Annotated in this window: 13 protein-coding genes; 7 read left to right on the top strand and 6 right to left on the bottom strand. The window is 59.8% G+C overall.

Annotated features, from left to right (window positions below):
• Both uvrA and Q0072_RS14520 read left to right on the top strand, forming a co-directional pair.
• Positions 1 to 2,253: excinuclease ABC subunit UvrA (gene uvrA / locus Q0072_RS14525; protein WP_298331456.1), on the top strand; the 2,253-nt coding region annotated here is incomplete at its 5' end.
• A 184-nt stretch (positions 2,254 to 2,437) separates the two neighbouring features.
• Positions 2,438 to 3,292, top strand: coding sequence for a carbonic anhydrase (locus Q0072_RS14520; RefSeq protein ID WP_298331454.1), 855 nt, complete (start codon positions 2,438 to 2,440; stop codon positions 3,290 to 3,292).
• Here the strand turns inward: Q0072_RS14520 and Q0072_RS14515 are convergent, their stop codons facing one another.
• Positions 3,293 to 4,180, bottom strand: a complete 888-nt coding sequence (locus Q0072_RS14515) for a hypothetical protein (RefSeq protein WP_298331452.1) — start codon at positions 4,178 to 4,180, stop codon at positions 3,293 to 3,295.
• A gap of 26 nt (positions 4,181 to 4,206) precedes the next feature.
• Positions 4,207 to 5,010: a hypothetical protein gene (locus Q0072_RS14510; protein ID WP_298331450.1), complete on the bottom strand. Its 804-nt coding sequence runs from the start codon at positions 5,008 to 5,010 to the stop codon at positions 4,207 to 4,209.
• A 147-nt stretch (positions 5,011 to 5,157) separates the two neighbouring features.
• Between Q0072_RS14510 and trmFO the strand changes: the two genes are divergently transcribed.
• Positions 5,158 to 6,570 carry a methylenetetrahydrofolate--tRNA-(uracil(54)-C(5))-methyltransferase (FADH(2)-oxidizing) TrmFO gene (gene trmFO / locus Q0072_RS14505; protein WP_298331448.1) on the top strand — a complete coding sequence of 471 codons (1,413 nt, stop codon included), beginning with the start codon at positions 5,158 to 5,160 and terminating at the stop codon, positions 6,568 to 6,570.
• Between the two features lie 23 nt (positions 6,571 to 6,593).
• Positions 6,594 to 7,280: a DUF1353 domain-containing protein gene (locus tag Q0072_RS14500; RefSeq protein ID WP_298331446.1), complete on the top strand. Its 687-nt coding sequence runs from the start codon at positions 6,594 to 6,596 to the stop codon at positions 7,278 to 7,280.
• A gap of 9 nt (positions 7,281 to 7,289) precedes the next feature.
• Here Q0072_RS14500 and Q0072_RS14495 read toward each other — a convergent pair whose 3' ends face one another.
• The 4 genes from Q0072_RS14495 to Q0072_RS14480 form a co-directional block, all read right to left on the bottom strand.
• A complete protein-coding gene (locus tag Q0072_RS14495) occupies positions 7,290 to 7,988 on the bottom strand; it encodes a squalene/phytoene synthase family protein (RefSeq protein WP_298331444.1) in 699 nt (232 codons plus the stop codon).
• 91 nt (positions 7,989 to 8,079) lie between these two features.
• Complete coding sequence (secD, locus tag Q0072_RS14490; protein ID WP_298331442.1) at positions 8,080 to 10,671, bottom strand: protein translocase subunit SecD; 2,592 nt, start codon at positions 10,669 to 10,671, stop codon at positions 8,080 to 8,082.
• Positions 10,672 to 10,781: 110 nt separating this feature from the next.
• Positions 10,782 to 11,081, bottom strand: a complete 300-nt coding sequence (gene yajC, locus Q0072_RS14485) for a preprotein translocase subunit YajC (RefSeq protein WP_290799419.1) — start codon at positions 11,079 to 11,081, stop codon at positions 10,782 to 10,784.
• Positions 11,082 to 11,222: 141 nt separating this feature from the next.
• Positions 11,223 to 12,347 (bottom strand): peptidoglycan DD-metalloendopeptidase family protein, encoded by a 1,125-nt coding sequence (locus Q0072_RS14480; RefSeq protein WP_298331439.1) that lies wholly within the window; start codon positions 12,345 to 12,347, stop codon positions 11,223 to 11,225.
• A 520-nt stretch (positions 12,348 to 12,867) separates the two neighbouring features.
• Here Q0072_RS14480 and Q0072_RS14475 point away from each other — a divergent pair.
• The 3 genes from Q0072_RS14475 to Q0072_RS14465 form a co-directional block, all read left to right on the top strand.
• Entirely contained in the window at positions 12,868 to 15,705 is a 2,838-nt protein-coding gene (locus tag Q0072_RS14475; RefSeq protein ID WP_298331438.1) for a TonB-dependent receptor, read from the top strand.
• Positions 15,706 to 15,986: 281 nt separating this feature from the next.
• A complete protein-coding gene (locus Q0072_RS14470; protein ID WP_298331436.1) occupies positions 15,987 to 16,916 on the top strand; it encodes a LysR substrate-binding domain-containing protein in 930 nt (309 codons plus the stop codon).
• Between the two features lie 39 nt (positions 16,917 to 16,955).
• On the top strand, positions 16,956 to 17,257 hold a 302-nt coding region (locus tag Q0072_RS14465; protein WP_298331434.1), incomplete at its 3' end, for an HD domain-containing protein.

The following is a 17,257-nucleotide window of genomic DNA, read 5'->3' as shown; positions in this document are numbered from 1 at the left end:
GTCAAAAGCGGCCTGATGCAGCGTCTGGCCGACAGTCTGGAAACCGCGCTTCGGCTGGCCGACGGTCTGGCCATCGCCGAATACGCTGATATGGCCGAAGGCGAAACCGAGCCGAAGCGACTGATTTTCTCGGAAAAATTCGCCTGCCCGGTCTCTGGCTTTACCATTGCCGAGATCGAACCACGCCTGTTCTCGTTCAACAATCCGTTCGGGGCCTGCCCGACCTGTGATGGGCTGGGGGTCAAGCTGACCTTCGACCGCTCGCTGATTGTGCCCGATGAGTCGTTGAGCCTCAAGGACGGGGCCATTGCGCCGTGGGCCAAGGGCCCCTCGCCCTTGTACGCGCAAACGCTTGAAGCCCTGTCCGGGCATTACGGCTTCAAGATGGACACCAAATGGCGCGCCCTGACGCCCGAAGCGCAGGATGTCATCCTTCTGGGCTCCGGTTCGGAAAAGATCAAGTTCATCTATCAGGACGGCTCGCGCCGCTACGACGTGACCAAGCCGTTTGAAGGTGTCATCCCCAATATGGAGCGGCGCTACCGCGAAACCGACTCGTCGTGGGTGCGTGAAGACCTCAGCCGCTATCAGGCCGAAACCCCGTGCGAGGCCTGCGGCGGCAAGCGTCTCAAACCCGAAGCCCTGGCCGTGAAGGTCAATGCGAAGGACATCGCCGAAATCTCCGGCTTGTCGATCAAGAAGGCGCACGACTGGTTCGACGACCTGCAAAACCATCTGAGCGAAAAGCAGATGGATATTGCGCGGCGCATCCTGAAAGAAATCCTCGACCGCCTGAACTTCCTCAATGCGGTCGGGCTCGACTATCTCAACCTGTCGCGCAATTCCGGCACCCTGTCGGGTGGCGAAAGCCAGCGCATCCGCCTGGCGTCACAGATCGGCTCGGGCCTGACCGGCGTGCTTTATGTGCTGGATGAGCCCTCCATCGGCCTGCATCAGCGCGACAATGACCGCCTGCTCGACAGCCTGAAGGGGCTGCGCGATCTGGGCAATTCGGTGCTGGTGGTCGAACACGACGAAGACGCCATCCTCACCGCCGACTATGTGATAGACATGGGGCCAGCGGCGGGTGTGCACGGCGGTCAGGTGGTGGCCGAAGGTACGCCCGAAGACATCAAGGCCAATGCCAACTCCCTGACCGGGCAATATCTGACTGGCAAGCGCGAAATCCCCCTCTTCTTCTCGAAGGATACGGACAATGAGCGCCGTCCCATTAACAAGAAGAAGATGCTCAAGGTCATCGGGGCACGCGGCAACAATCTGAAAAACGTCACCGGGGAAATCCCGGTAGGGGTCATGACCTGCATCACCGGCGTCTCTGGCGGCGGCAAATCGACCTTTACGCTGGAAACCCTGCATAAGGCGGCGGCGCGGCGGCTGAACAATGCCTCGGCCAATCCTGCCGTCCATGACAAGATCGAGGGGCTGGAGTTTTTCGACAAGGTGGTCGAGATCGATCAGTCGCCTATCGGCCGCACCCCGCGCTCCAACCCCGCCACCTATACCGGAGCCTTCGGGCCGATCCGCGACTGGTACGCCGGCCTGCCGGAATCCAAGGCGCGCGGTTACGGGCCGGGCCGCTTCTCCTTCAACGTCAAGGGCGGGCGCTGCGAAGCCTGTCAGGGCGACGGCGTGATCAAGATCGAGATGCACTTCCTGCCGGACGTCTATGTCACCTGCGACGTTTGCAAGGGTAAGCGCTATAATCGCGAGACGCTGGAGATCGTCTTCAAAGGCCATTCCATCGCCGATGTGCTGGACATGACGGTCGAGGAAGGCGCCGAAGCCTTCAAGGCCGTGCCATCGATCCGCGACAAGCTGGAGACGCTGAAGCGCGTCGGTCTGGGCTATATCAAGATCGGTCAGCAGGCGACCACCCTGTCGGGCGGTGAGGCGCAGCGCGTCAAGCTGTCGAAAGAGCTGTCGAAACGCGCCACGGGCAAGACCCTGTATATTCTTGACGAGCCAACCACGGGCCTGCACTTCGAGGATACGCGCAAGCTGCTGGAGGTGCTGCACGAACTGACCGACCACGGAAACACCACCATCGTGATCGAGCACAATCTGGACGTCATCAAGACGGCCGACTGGCTGCTCGATTTCGGCCCGGAAGGTGGCGACGGCGGCGGTGAGATCGTGGCCTTTGGCACCCCGGAAAAGGTGGCGGACAATCCGAAGTCGTGGACCGGCAAATACCTGAAAGACATTCTGGCCCGACACAAGGCGCGGAAATAACAAGGGGTTTAGCCACGAAAAGCACGAAAAGCGAGGAAAGGCGCACAGGCAAAAACATCTGCCTGTCTTTTCAAGATTTTCGTGTTTTTCGTGGCAAATCCTCTTTGCTCAGTGAAAGTGAACACTGCGTTAACCCTGTTGCGGCATTGAATCGAACATCGTCACCCTCGATTCGAGACCCGTCATGCGCCGTCCTGTTTTGCTTTTTACGGTTGCCGCCTTAGCCCTCATGGGCGCGGGCCTTTCATCGTGCGGCAAGCCCAAGGCGGAGCACGGCGACCCCCACGCCGAGGCCGCGGGCGATCATGGCGGCGGGGACCACGGCGGGGGTGGTCACGGCGCAGCAAAGGGCGACGTCAGTCACTGGAGCTACGAAGGCGATGACGGCCCGGCGCACTGGGGCGATCTCAGCACCGAGAACAAGGCCTGCAAGACCGGCCCACGTCAGTCGCCGATCAATCTCAGCGGTGTGGCGGCCCCCAAATCGGTCAATCTGACGCTCGACTATACCTCGTCCCCGGCCAAGATCCAGAATCTGGGGCACGCCATTCAGGTCTCCCCGACCGACGGCGGCGGCGTGGTGATGGATGGGGTGCGCTACAAACTGGTGCAGTTCCACTTCCATACCCCGTCCGAACACACCATCGACGGTCACCGCGCGGCTATCGAAACCCACTTTGTGCATAAGAATGACAAGGGCGATCTGCTGGTGATCGGTGTTCTGTCGGATGTGGGCGTGGCAGACCCGATGCTGGCCCCCATCTGGACGTGGCTGCCGACCGATCCGGGCCCGGCGGCCCTGATCCCCGACCTGCTGGTTAATGCGCGCGACCTGATGCCGGCGACCGAAGAATTTTACGCCTATTCCGGTTCACTCACCACGCCGCCGTGCACGGAAAAAGTCACCTGGCTGGTCTATGCCTCACCGCTGTCGATTTCACCGGAACAGGTGGACGCCTATCAGCGCCTGACTGGGCCGAATGCCCGCCCCATTCAACAGCCACAAGGCCGCGACATTCTGCACCTTGTCGGAAGCTGATCAGGCCTTCGGGCTGTTTTTCAGGGTCTGATAAGCCGCGGCAACGGCCCCCACTCCCAACGCGGTCGTCAAAGGCGACACGATTGTATTCACCGCGACATAGGCGGCGTTAACCGGTGACAAGAGGGTGCTGAGACTGGAAAAATCCGGGGCCGGTACGTCGGCTATGGTGACGATTTGTTCGCCGGTAATCCAGACGGCCAGTGCCATATAGATCACATAAAACAGGACCCCAACGAGCAAAACCAAGGCAAAGGCGAGCCCGAATCCTCCCAGCAGCGTCCAGAAACGGCCACGGGTGAGCACTAATGACCCTAATAAATTCAGTCGCTTCTCATCAAAACTTTGCACGCCCACCATGGAGAGGCGAACGGCAAGCCAGACATTCAGCAAGGTGGCAGCTAAGGCAACCAATGAACTTACGGTTGGCACAAGCGCCTTAGCCACAGCCTGAGCGATCAGGGACAGCAGACCGTTAAGGATCATAAGCGGGACGATACTCAGCATCATCACCACCAGAACCATCAATACCAAGGAAAAGATAAGGACGACCTGCCGCACTTCGTCCATGCCCAGCCGCAGATACCCATAGCTGGGTGAATAGCCACCAAGAACAGCCCGATAAACGGCACAGGTCATAACAGCATAGAAGACCAACCCTATGAGGGCAGCCAGAAAGAAGGCACCGGTTTGCCTTATCAGTTCAATACCTTCTGCGGCCTCTTTTTCGAGGCTCATATGCTGAGTTAAAGGTACACCGGCCTGCGCCAGAATAAATATGCATATGATGAGGTTCAGCAGAAGCAATGCCCCCCACCACGCAATCAGGATGGGCCGCTCACGGATGATACGGAAGCCTTCAAAGGCAAAATCAACGGAGGAGGCCATGCACGGAACCGGGGAAAGAGAACGTCCTATCCCTTAGCGCGAAGTGCGCTGATTTGCCTATAGGCGGATGCCAAAAAAGCGATGCTGAGCGGCATGAAGACGCCGACGCCCAGCGCCAGATTGATCATGCCCCCCAGAGGCAGGCCGGCCACGACCATCAGCGGCGGCATAAGGCTGCTCAGGACGATAAACGGCAACAGGATATAGACGTAACCGAGGCCCAGCTTGACGGTCTGACCCGAAGACAGGCTGAGCGCATTGAGCGACACTAGTCGATGCTCAGCCACCGTGGCGGCCCGATGCAGCCACAGTTTTACGGTCAAGATGCTGAGCGTCAGAAGAACGGCGATGATCGCAAGGCCAACCACGACCCCTTGCGGTTGCGCCCCTTCGATCAGGGTGCGCAGCAAAGCCTGCGGCGTGTGGTAGCTGTCTTCGGGCAGGCCCGCCGCCCCCATAAACAGAGCCAGCACCACGGCCCCCGCGATAAACACGATAGACCAGAACAGCAGGACCAGCGCGCTGGCCCCCAGGAGGCGGCGTTCGGCCCGGCCGAACTGCAAGCCGCCAAAGCCCAGACCTTCGGCCGCGGCAAAACGCTCCCCAAACAGCGCGACGCGGTACAGCGCTCCCGCCGCCGCCGTATGGGCGATCAGGCCCGCCACGATCAGGGCGCGACGCAGCCAGACATTGAGATGCGGCAAATGCCCCAGCAGCAGGATCACAAACAGAATACCCAGAACCGGGCCCGCCTTACGCCACAACAGCGGCAGGCTCTGCCCGGCCGTCTTCAGCGCACCGATCAGATGAAAGGCCGTGCCGAAACTCATTGTCGAAATCCCCAAAAGCCCGATAACCCGCAGCGTTAACCCTAAGCAGGGCTCACTGTTAAACAAATCCTTTCCCTTTAAAAGGGCAAAGGCAACCTGCCCGATGTTTTTCATCGAGACCGTGACATCGTCATACGATCTCATTATATGACCCGCATGACAGTCCAACCCGTACACATCATTGGCGGCGGCCTCGCCGGTTCCGAAGCCGCCTGGCAACTGGCTCAGGCCGGTATCCCCGTCATTATCCACGAAATGCGCGGTATCAAGCCGACCGACGCGCACCAGACCGACGGCCTCGCCGAGCTGGTCTGTTCCAACTCGTTCCGCTCGGACGACTGGGAATACAACGCGGTGGGTCTGCTGCACGCCGAGATGCGCCGCGGCAACTCGCTGATCATGGCCTGCGCCGACAAGCATCAGGTGCCGGCCGGCGGTGCGCTGGCCGTGGATCGCGAGGGCTTCTCGCAGGCCGTCACCGCCGCGCTGGTGGCGCATCCTCTGGTGACCCTCCTGCGCGAGGAGGTCACTTCGCTGAAGGACACGGACTGGAAAAACGTCATCTGCGCCACGGGTCCGCTGACGTCGGAATCCCTGTCCGAGGTCATTCTGGAACTGACCGGCGAAGGCCACCTCAGCTTCTTTGACGCCATCGCCCCCATTGTCCACGCCGAAAGCATCGACATGTCGATTGCCTGGCGGCAGTCGCGCTATGACAAGGAAGGCCCCGGCGGCGACGCGGCGGCCTATATCAACTGCCCCATGACGAAGGACCAGTACGAGGCCTTTGTCGATGCCCTGCTCACCGGCCCCAAGGCCGATTTCAAGGAATGGGAGCACGTCCCCTATTTCGACGGTTGCCTGCCCATCGAGGTGATGGCCGAACGCGGGCGCGAAACCCTGCGCTATGGCCCGATGAAGCCCGTGGGTCTGACCGATCCCAACAATCCGACCGTCAAACCGCATGCGATTGTTCAGCTTCGGCAGGATAATGCCCTGGGAACGCTGTATAATCTGGTTGGTTTCCAGACCAAGCTGAAACACGGCGCTCAGGCAGAGGTCTTCCGCATGATCCCCGGTCTTCAGAACGCGCAGTTTGCGCGTCTGGGCGGCTTGCACCGAAATACCTTTATCCAGTCTCCCAAGGTGCTGGGGGCCGATCTGCGTCTGAAACGCCTCATCGGTGAGCGGTCTTTGCGCTTTGCGGGGCAGATCACCGGCGTGGAAGGCTATGTCGAAAGCGCAGCCATGGGCCTTCTGGCCGGGCGCTTTGCCGCAGCTGAAGCCCGCGGCGAAACCCTGTCGCCACCGCCGCCAACCACGGCGTTAGGGGCCCTGATCGGGCATATTACCGGCGGACATCTGGCCGACGAAAAGGCCTCGTTCCAGCCCATGAATATCAACTATGGACTCCTGCCGCCGATGGAGCCCCCGAAGTTCGATGAAGAGGGCAAGAAGATCCCCGTCAAAGACCGCACCCGCGCCAAGAAACGCCAGATGAGCGTTCGGGCCTTGCGCGATATCGAGACGTGGTTAAAAACAGAGGCGGTTCCGGCCTGAGTGCCGCCTGATATGTGTGTGTGATGAAAGCCCTTGCCCCTCTTCTTGTCCTGTCCGTTCTGGGCTTAAGCGCCTGCGCCACGACCGATACGCCACCGGTCGTGCCGGTGCCTGTTGTTGTGCCCTCTTCGCTGCAACCGCAGCCCGTTCTGCTGTTTGACGTGCAGAAGGAAGGGCGCAAGCTCTACACACTCAACGATGAATTCCCCTATTGCGACAGGTTGACGGGCAAGGTTGTGGTGGTCCCTAAATGGTTCCGCACCGACTTCGCGTCTGTGCCGTGGTTCGGGCAGTTTGCCGTCAATACGGACGGGCCGACCATCCGCGCGGCCATCGTTCACGACTGGCTCTACGCCATCGGGGAGCCGGGTAAGCGTCAGGACGCCGACGACATCTTCTATCGCGCCATGCGCAAATGGGGCGTCAGCGAAATCGAAGCCCGCATCGCCTACAATGCCGTGCGCACGGGCGGTGAAAAGGGCTATGGGCTGGCGTCGGACTGGGTGTTCGTCAATCCGGCCTTCCCTTCGGCGCGCTTCCCCGCTCCGTTCGTCAAGCCCAAGACGGGCGTGATCATGACCCTGCCGCAGTGCAAGGGCTTTGAAGAGATGGTGGCCAAGGGCTGGAAGGCCTATCCGTTATATCCGGCCCCCGCAGTGCCAACTGTGTCACAACCCCCTAAAAAGAAACCGCTGTTCGGGATTGGGTAAGGCTTCGATTTAAATCCAGCCCGTCACAAACGCCCACAGCAGTTTCAGACGCACCGACAGGGCACTGCGCATGCGCCCCTGCCACAGATCGGCAGCCACCGCGGTCGGCAGCACCAAGGGCAACAGGGCCGACGGCACGCGCTTAAGCCCCTGACGCGCCTCACGGTAGAGATGACGGCCCTCTTCCGCGCCCGCTTCGTCGGCGTTCAAACGACCCGCCACCTTCAGTGTCGCCAGAGTCTGAAAGCGGGCCGGAATGAGCACGCACGCTGCATCGGCCGTCGGGTCCAGCACCTTCGCCGCCTGCGCCAGCACCACAGCCTGTCCCTTGTCGGCCACGCTCAACGCATCGCGCAGGGACAGGCGGCCATTCAGTTGTAAGCGATGGGGTTCGATGGCGTCGATAAGCGCCTGCATATCGAGGTTGTGGCGTTCGGCCACGCCCGCCAGCGCCGCACTCAGCGGATGATAACGCACCTTGCGCCCATCGCGGATTTCCTCCAGCGCCTCAACCCACCACGTATAGCGGATATCACCCAGCAGCGGTTCGGAGACGCGGGCCGGGATATCACGCAGCACTTCAGCAAAGGCCAGCAACGCCCGCACGTCGGTCCGCTTCTGCCTATCCTCAATGAACTGCGCCGACAAGCGCACGATTTCATCACGCGGTACGGTTTCGTCTTCGGGCAAGATCGGAGAGTCAGACATGCCCTGCCCTTACCCTGCCGCACACCAAAAGCAACAAAAAACCGCCCTGCCAAACGGACAGGGCGGTCGTTTGTCAGGCTGGCAGAACCTCTTAAGGCTGCGGGGCCTTCTTGCCCTTGAAGCCGCCGACATCAACGACCTCGGCTTCGGCCGCGTTGCGGTTGACACCCCACAACAGGATGACCGGGGCCGCGACGTAGATCGACGAATAGGTGCCGATGATGATACCGAAGATCAGCGCCACCGAGAAGGAGAACAGTGCCTCCCCGCCCAGAACCGCCAGACCGGTCAACGCCATGACCGCCGTCACCCCGGTAATGATGGTCCGCGACAGGGTTTCGTTGATCGACAGATCGATCACGTCCTTAAGCGGCATCTTTTTGTACTTACGCAGATTTTCACGGATACGATCGAACACGACGACCGTATCGTTCATCGAATAACCGATGATGGTCAGGATGGCTGCGACCGCTGTCAGGGTAAATTCCAAACGGAAGACGGCGAACAGGCCGAAGGTCAGGATGACGTCGTGCATCAGGCCGACGACCGCCCCCATGCCGAACTGCCATTCAAAGCGGAACCAGATATAGACCATCATCAGGCCAATGGCGAAGACCAGCGCCAGAATACCGCCGGTGAACAGCTCACCGGATACCTTCGGGCCGACCACAGTAGCCGGTTTGAAGCTGGCGTCCGGGAACTGCGCCTTGATCGAGGTCTGCACGCGATCCAGTGCCGCCTGTGCATTGGTGGTCGGCGACTCGAAGCGGATCATGGCGTCCTGACCCGACTGCCCGGCACCCTGCACCTGCACGTCATGCAGGTCCAGCGTATCAAGGGTACTGCGCAGCTTGGCGAGATCAATGGTGGATTTCTGCGACATTTCAAGGATGGTACCGCCCTTGAAGTCCACACCACAGTTCAGACCGCCGCAGGGCGGCGTGGCCGGCCAAATGGTGAAGAACAACGAACCGGCGACCAGAACGATAGAGATAATCCCGGCCAGCTTCGAGAAGCGCACAAAGCCAAAATTCGTCTTTTGCGGCAGGATCTTGATCAGCGGCCACGTGCCCTTACCGTCCGGGGCCTGAATCGGCAGGGTCTTGGGGCGACGGGCATGATACCACCAGGCGAGCAGCAGTTGCGTGACCATAACGGCCGAGAAGACCGAGGTGATAACGCCCAGCGACAGGGTCCAGGCGAAGCCGCGCACCGGCCCGGCCCCGAAGAAGAACATGATCGCCGCCGCGCCGAGCGAGGTCAGGTTGGCATCGATAATGGTTTCCATAGCCTTGGAAAAACCGGCATCCAGCGCACCGATTACATTGCGGCCGGCGCGAATCTCGTCGCGCATCCGCTCATAGATCAGCACGTTGGCGTCAACGGCCACGGCCAGAGTCAGGATCAGACCAGCAATGCCCGGCAGGGTCAGGGTCGCCTGCGTCACAGACATACCAGCGATGATCAGGATCAGGTTGACGATCAGGGCAGCGATGGAAATGCCGCCGAACAGCCAGCCATAGGCCAGCAGCATGAAGATCAGCACCGAAATAAACGCGATAATGGTCGAAAGCTGGCCCTTAGCCACCGAGTCAGCCCCCAGTTCAGCCGAAACCACGCGCTGTTCTTCGATATTCAGCGGCGCGGTCAGCGCCCCGCCGTTCAGCACATTAACCAGTTCCGAGGCTTCCTGAACGGTGAAATTGCCCGTGATTTGCCCGGAACCGCCGGTGATGGCGCTGATGATGCGCGGCGCGGAAACGACCTTGCCGTCGAGGATGATGGCAAACGGACGACCGATATTTTGCGACGTGGCTTCACCGAACTTGCGCGCGCCTTCGCCATCAAAGCGGAAACCGATGGCCGGACGGTTGCTCTGATCGGTATCGACAAAGGCCTTGGTCAGGTTTTCACCCGACACGATCACGCGTTTCTTGACGACCATGGACGGCGGCAAGGTCGGGTCAGAGGTCGGCAGCAGCTCGGAACCCGGCGGCACACGACCGGCCGCTACATCCGCCGGCGACGCCGACTCATCCACCATCTGGAAGGTCAGCTTGGCGGTCGTACCGATCACGCGCTTGAGCTGCTCCGGATCGCTTTCACCGGGGGCCTGCACCACGATGCGGTTGGTGCCCTGACGGATGATGGTGGGTTCGCGTGTCCCCAGATTATCGACGCGGCGACGCACGGTTTCAATCGACGCGTCCACGGCACCGGACGAAGCCGCAGCCTTGCCTTCCTTGGTGTAGGTCAGGTGAATGACCTGGTCGGCTTCCTTGGTGATGGCCACATCGCGCGCTGAAGGATTGTTGACCAGCGGATTAGACAGCGGCGTCAGGGCGGTCAGGGCGGCATCGACACGCCCGGCTTCGTTGATGCGCACGCTGACCACATCGCCCTGAGCGGTGAGGCTGCCGAAGGCAATCCCGGCGCTGCGCAGGCGGTCGCGCGTTTCTTCGGTCAGGTTCTTGATCTTGTCCCGCGCCAAAGCCTCCGTATCGACTTCGAGCAGAAGGTGCGAGCCCCCTTGCAGGTCGAGACCGAGGTTCAGGCCGTTCTTGGGCAGGAAACCATACTGGTCAAGGACCGTTTTCGGCAGAAGGTTGGGCAGGGAAAACCATATCCCCAGCAGGGTGACGAGCGTCACCAGGGTGATTTTCCAGCGGGACAATTGCATCATGATCGTTACGACCCTTTAGCTCCCGCTATAAAAGTTCGCGGGAACGGGTTGAATAAAAACACAAAAAGCCTGTCTGACGGATCAGACAGGCCCTGAGGGACTTAAGGTGCTTAGGCGGCCTTGTCATTGGCCGGGGCGGGTTCGCCCTTGGTACGGACTTCGGCGATCATCGACTTGACGACCGGCACATTCACGCCCGACGCGATTTCCACCATCACCTGGGTCTCTTCGACGCGGGTGATCTTGCCGATCATACCGTTCGACAGCACAACCGTGTCGTTGCGCTTGACGGCATTGAGTTGCGCCTGATGTTCCTTGGCACGCTTTTGCTGCGGGCGGATGATGAGGAAGTACATCAGGACGAAGATCGCCACGAAGGGCAGAAGCTGAACAAGAGCGGCAGTATCCAAGACCGGGGTCTCCGTTTAGGCCCGCCAGCGGCAGGCAGGAAAGAGGGTTGCGCCATACATAGGCACACAGATTAAAAGGTCAATGCGCTTTTTACGGCTTCCTTACGCGGGCAATGCTTTGGGCAGGCCATGGACCCCGCCTCAGGGCAGAACCAGTGTCGGATCAAAGGGCTTGGCGATTTCAGAGGACGGGGTGTAGCGCACCTCGAAATGCAGTTGCGGCCGGTCCACCGCCCCCGACTTGCCCATGGTGCCGACGGCCTGCCCCTGAGCAACCTTTTGCCCGGACTTCACGCTGACCTTACCAAGGTGCGAATAGCCAGTGTAGAAGCCATCGGAATGGCGGATATAGACCGTATTACCCAGTTCCTTCACCTGATCGCCGACATAGACCACCGTACCTTCATCGGCGGCCACGACGTCTGCGCCTTCCGGCCCACCAATATTAATGCCGTCATTGCGCACATTGGGGGCCAGTTGCCCATAGCGTACCAACACATTGCCCTTGTACGGCCAGACAAAGCGCCCCTTGCCCAGCTTGACGATTCCGGCCGTATCCGACGGCAGGGTTTTGGCGACCTCAACCGGCTTTGATGGTGCTGGCGTCGGGGCGGTCACTACCGGCTTGGCGACGACAGGCGTTGCGGCCACAGGGGCTGTCACCACTGGCTTAGGAGCTGGCGGCGTCACGGCAGGTTTCGGCGCATCGGCCTGCGCCACGACCGCCTTGACACGCTCAGGGGCCGGCCCGGAGGCGTAGGTTTCCGTTCCCTTGTCCTTCGCCGTCTCAGGCAACAAAATCTTTTGACCAATATGGGTCACCGAGTCAGACGCCAGACCGTTCATCTTGTAGAGGGTCTGCACCGGCACGCCGAAACGCCGCGACACGCCGAACAGCGTATCCTTGGCCTGAAGCGTGTAGACAAACCCCGCTCGGCTGTCGTGCACCGGGAGGGTCGCGGTGGGCTTCGGGGCAGACGGCAAAGGCTTCGTTGCTACGGTATTGGCCGGTGGCGGCGGCGGAGGCGGGGGTGGCAACTCCGTGGTCGTGATCCCGCCCTTGGAGCCTAACGGCTGAATCCCCGTCGGCTCCTCGGCCGGTGCCGGGGACGGCTCCGCCGCTGCGGGCTGCGGCCCTTCGGCGACCGGCCTGTTCTCCATATAGATGGGATATTTCGGCGTCTGGGGCATCACCGTACAAGCCGAAAGGGCCGCAGCCAGCACCACCGGCAGGACAAGAACGGAAATTCGCTTGAAGGTGCGCATAAGGGTCTCCGGAGCGTCAGTAGTCTCGCGCCTTTATGACCGAACTATGGATAATGAAAGATTACCGCAACGCACATCTGTTGAGGATTTGCAAAGGAAAGCGCTACAGATATGGGGCGCGACTTTATATATAATGAGTATGATCTTATAATTCTGATAATTAATTCAAAACGCCCGGACTCTTGCGACTCAAAAGGACAGCTCTCCCATTGTGAAAAGCAGTGACTAGCTGTGATCATTAGGCATCACTCCACACTTCAAGGTGACAAATCGGCGCAGCGTCAATAAACCGTCATATCTAAAACGTATATATAAAATAATCTCATTTGCATTTATTATATGCAGGTTCGTAAGGGGGCTTCACGGACAGCGCATCGCAAACGGGACCCAGCCTCGCACAGTTCTCGCCTGAATACCTCCTCTCGAGGTCTTAGGGACGCTTAGCCCGCCGGTATTCGCCGACGGGAGGGGACGGCGCGCGCCTTCGGGCGGCGTCGGGACACAACCAACGGAGATACCCATGTTCAACCCGCCATCGCGCCTCAAGCTCGCGGCCCTGACCGGTACCAGCGTCCTCGCGCTCGCTCTGGTTCCGGCCGTTCACGCCCAGACGGCTAAACAGCCGGAAGCCAAACCGGCTGCTGACGATACCATTACCGAAGTGGTCGTCACCGGTCAGCGCCTGTCGAATGCCAACTCGATCCTGGCCCAGAAAAAGGCCACCGCTGTCGTCAACGTCATCTCGGCTGACGATCTGGGCAAGCTGCCCGACGCCAATGTGGCCGATGCCCTGGCCCGCATCCCCGGCGTCAATGTCGTGGTCAATCAGGAAACCGGCGAAGGCGAATACGTTTCCATCCGCGGTCTGGCCAGCACCTATAACGCCTATTCGATCAACGGTGTGCGCGTCGCGCTGACGGACGCCAGCTCACGCAAGATGTCGATGACGGTCCTGCCGCCCAACGGGCTAAAGGCGATCTCGGTCAACAAGACCCTGACGCCTGATCTTGACGGTGACGCCATCGGTGGCTCGGTCAACTTCGTGACGCCCACAGCTTTCGATTTCCGCAAGCCCACCGTTCGCGTCTTCGCCTCCTACGGCCTCAATGACCGCGCCCAGAAGCAGGACGAAGAGGCCGGCAGCGGCCAGATCCAGATCGACGGAGCGCGCAAGTTCGGTGATGGGCGCTTTGGCCTGTTCGGTTCGGTCTATTACGGCAAGAGCCACTACACCAACGAAGAGTCCGAAAACGACGGCGAATGGGAACCCTACCGCTGGCGCAAGGATTCGACCGAAGCCATCGACAGCCGCTCCATGTACCTGCCCGGCATCGACCTCGACTTCCGCCGCGGTGAGCAAAAGCGTTATGGCGGCAACTTCTCTGCCGACTACCACTCCGAGCAGCACGACCTGTACGTGCGTGGTCAGTACGCCAAGCTGGAGCGCACCGGCACCAATGACTATACCGACTTCCGCAGCCGCACCACCAAGCGCTTGACTCAGGTCAATCTGGAAGACACCACCCTGCTGCAACCGGAGCAGATGATCACGGGCCGTGACTCTGTGAAGGGTAACATATACGGCTACACCACCGCTCAGATCGTCGATGCGGACAAGGACGGGATCATCACCGACGCCGATCGCAAATCGAGCAACTCCTACTGGTCATTGTTTGGCCGTTCCGGCGTCTGGAACCCCAAGGCCTTCCAATTTGCCCGTACCCACGAATCTCAGGATCAGGAATCGTCGCTCTACACCATCAATGCCGGCGGTCAGAGCCGCTTTGAACGCCTGACGCTCGATTACGACCTGAGCTATTCCTACGGCGAAAAAGGCACGCCTCTGTATTACAGCATCGGCTATAACTGCGATAAGTGCTCGACCGATCCGATGTTCACCTCTACCGGCATCCTGTGGTCGTCGGCCGATCCGCGCTTCCCTCTGGCGCAGCTTCCGGCCTATGCCACCAATGTCGATCGTCGCGACGACCTTCTGCCGTTCGATGGGGCGTCCATGAATCAGGACAAGCAGTCGGATGCCCGTACCGCACTGAAGCTCGATGCCCGTTATGAAATGAGCGGCCTGATCGATTACGTAAAGGGTGGCTTTAAATATCTGAAGTCGGAGCGTGAATACGACTACACCCCGGTCTGGGAAGGCGATCTGTCCGGCACGCCGTTGGCCGGTAAGTCACTGGGAGCCTCCGGTCTGGTCGAGCGTCAGGTCGATGGCTTCTTCAAGGACCGCTACTACTATGGCTCCATCCTGAGCCGCGAGAAGGTCATCGCCGCCGTCAACGCCGCCCGCGCCGCCAACCCGGTGACCTATTCGACGGATGACCTGAACAGCGACGACAAGAAGGGCTCGGAAACCATCTATGCCGGTTACGCTCTGGCGCATATCCAGTCGGGCGACCTCGAAGTTATCGCCGGTGCCCGCGTCGAACACACCAAGGTGGAAACCACCGCATGGATTGACGACGGCACTAAGTCGGGCTTCGGCAAGACCGAAAAGGACTATACCAATGTCCTGCCCAGCGTCACGGCCGTCTATCGTCAGGGTCAGAACCTGATCTATCGTGGCGCCATCTGGACCAGTTTCTCGCGTCCGGAATACGCCAACATTTCTCGCGGCGAAAGCATCACCCGTGACAAGGTGACTCAGGAAATCGTCGCCATCAGCCGCGGCAATCCGGACCTGAAACCGGCCGAGTCGGTCAATTTTGATCTGGCGGCGGAATATTATCCGGACCGTTCCAGTCTGGTGTCAATCGGCGTCTTCCACAAGAAGATGAAAAACTTCATCTTCACCAATGGTCGCTCGGTCAATGCCGACACCAAGGAAGGCACCATCACCATCACTCAGCCGCAAAACGGTGAGGACGCGACCCTGACCGGCGTTGAACTGAACCTGATCAAGTCGTTCGAAGGTCTCAAGGCCCCGTTTGACGGCTTCGGCGTCGAAGCCAATATCACGTCGCAGAATTCAACGGCGGAAACCGGGCTTGCCTATCGCCGCGGTCATCCGATCTCCTTCCTGCAGGCACCGGACCTGATCTACAACACTTCGCTGACCTATCAGAAGTACGGCATCGAGGCCAAGCTGAGCTATCAGTATCAGGGGGCCTATATCGAAGACACCCGCGACAACGCGGTCGATAAGTGGGTGCAGCCGAACAAGTCGCTCGACCTCCATACGCGCTACACCATCCGTCCGGGCCTGACGGTGGACTTCGACGTGCAGAACATTCTGGATGGCCACCGCTACTACACCACCAAGGGCCGCAGCCCCTCCTATCAGAAGGACTATATGGAGCCAGGCCGTAACTTCATCCTGCGCCTTGCCTACAGCTACTGATAGGTTCGTCTATCTCTGACCTTGCCCTTCCGGCCCCGGCCGGAAGGGTTTTTCTTTACTCCAAAGCAAACAATTGTTTTTCCATAACAAAGCCTGTTTGCGTTTCCGGGCGCGCTTTGTATGCTCTGCGCCCGTAGCTTATACCAAGGGTAATTAGAAATGACTCTTGGTATTCCTTTCGAGAATTTTTTATGTAGCTGATACATATGAGAAATTCTCGAGTTTTCAGCGGCCGGATGCGGTCAGCATCTTCGGTCGTTGGTATTACCAAAGAGAGAATCATGACCGTTTCGACTGACGACAGTGCCGAGCGTAGCCGCCGCCGTGAAACCGGCAGCCTGTCGATAGGAGCGCTCAAAGCCTTCGTCACCGTCGTCGATCAGGGCTCTTTTTCACGCGCCGCGGCGGTTTTGGGTGTGTCTCAGCCCAACATCTCCAATCAGATCAATGCGCTGGAGCAGGTTTGCGGTGTGCGCCTGCTCAACCGGCGCACCCAGAACCAGAACCTGACCGATGCCGGGCGTGAACTTTACACACGGGCGCGTCTGGTCATCAGCCGCGTCGATGATTTCGAAATGACCGCCAATCTGTTCAGCGGTTTAAAGCGCGGGCGCCTTTCGGTCGGCTTTTCCACTCCGCCAGCGGCTATGCAACTGATCAGTCAGTTTATCCGTACCTATCCGGATATCGAAATCTCCACGCGGCTTGGCAATACGCGCTCCCTGACGCAGGATGTGATGGAATGCCGGGTCGATGTGGCCATCATCTCCCTGCTGGAACCCGATCCGGTGCTGGCTTGCCATCTGGTGTTCGAGCAGTCGCTCAATCTGGTGGTGCCCGTCGATCATCCCTTCGCCCAGCGCTCCCATATCGAAGTCCGCGAACTGAGCGGCCTGCCGCTGATCCTGCGTGAAGACGGCTCGGTGACGCGCGCCCTCACAGAAATTGCCCTAGGGCGCAGCGCCAACAGCTTGGAACGGGGTTTCATCGTCGAAAGTCGCGAAGCGGTGAAGGAAGCAACCGCCCACGGCATCGGCTTTGGCTGCATTCTGGATGGCGAAATCGGGCACGATGTGCGCCTGAAGGCGCTGCCGGTTCACGGAATGCCACGCGCCGGCGGTGTCTATATCGTGACCCTGCGTGAAAACATGGAAATTCCGGCGGTTTCGGCCTTTATTCGCCTTGCCGGACTGCGGGAAAATAGTCTATAATTAAATTAAATATCATCATGAGATGGATTTAATATTTTTATGACAACACCCACAAATCTCGCCACCCTGCACACTGAAATCCGGGACATCTATCTGGGCAATGCCCAACGTCCCTACGGACTTTACGGCATCAATCAGCTTCAGCACGCCCTTCAATCGGCGGCCCATGCCGAGGCGCAGGCCCTGTCGTCGGCCCTCGTCATCGCCTGCCTGCTGCACGATGTCGGGCACATGGTTCACGATCTCGGCGAAGCCCCGGCCGAAGACGGTATCGACGATCTGCACGAGGTTCTGGGCGCTGAATGGGCTGCGGCGCGTTTCCCGCTGGCTGTCAGCGAGCC

Source organism: Asticcacaulis sp., from assembly GCF_027484505.1.
In the GTDB taxonomy this organism is placed as follows: domain Bacteria; phylum Pseudomonadota; class Alphaproteobacteria; order Caulobacterales; family Caulobacteraceae; genus Asticcacaulis.
The sequence above is the reverse complement of the archived record's forward strand: the minus strand, read 5'-3'. Positions and strand labels throughout refer to the sequence as shown.

Excerpts from the sequence above, each read along its gene's own strand:
- Q0072_RS14495 (WP_298331444.1), bottom strand. The coding sequence starts at position 7,988 with ATGTCTGACTCTCCGATCTTGCCCGAAGACGAAACCGTACCGCGTGAT.
- Q0072_RS14470 (WP_298331436.1), top strand. The coding sequence starts at position 15,987 with ATGACCGTTTCGACTGACGACAGTGCCGAGCGTAGCCGCCGCCGTGAA.
- Q0072_RS14510 (WP_298331450.1), bottom strand. The coding sequence starts at position 5,010 with ATGAGTTTCGGCACGGCCTTTCATCTGATCGGTGCGCTGAAGACGGCC.
- Q0072_RS14500 (WP_298331446.1), top strand. The coding sequence starts at position 6,594 with ATGAAAGCCCTTGCCCCTCTTCTTGTCCTGTCCGTTCTGGGCTTAAGC.
- Q0072_RS14480 (WP_298331439.1), bottom strand. The coding sequence starts at position 12,347 with ATGCGCACCTTCAAGCGAATTTCCGTTCTTGTCCTGCCGGTGGTGCTG.
- secD (WP_298331442.1), bottom strand. The coding sequence starts at position 10,671 with ATGATGCAATTGTCCCGCTGGAAAATCACCCTGGTGACGCTCGTCACC.
- trmFO (WP_298331448.1), top strand. The coding sequence starts at position 5,158 with ATGACCCGCATGACAGTCCAACCCGTACACATCATTGGCGGCGGCCTC.
- Q0072_RS14520 (WP_298331454.1), top strand. The coding sequence starts at position 2,438 with ATGCGCCGTCCTGTTTTGCTTTTTACGGTTGCCGCCTTAGCCCTCATG.
- Q0072_RS14475 (WP_298331438.1), top strand. The coding sequence starts at position 12,868 with ATGTTCAACCCGCCATCGCGCCTCAAGCTCGCGGCCCTGACCGGTACC.
- Q0072_RS14515 (WP_298331452.1), bottom strand. The coding sequence starts at position 4,180 with ATGGCCTCCTCCGTTGATTTTGCCTTTGAAGGCTTCCGTATCATCCGT.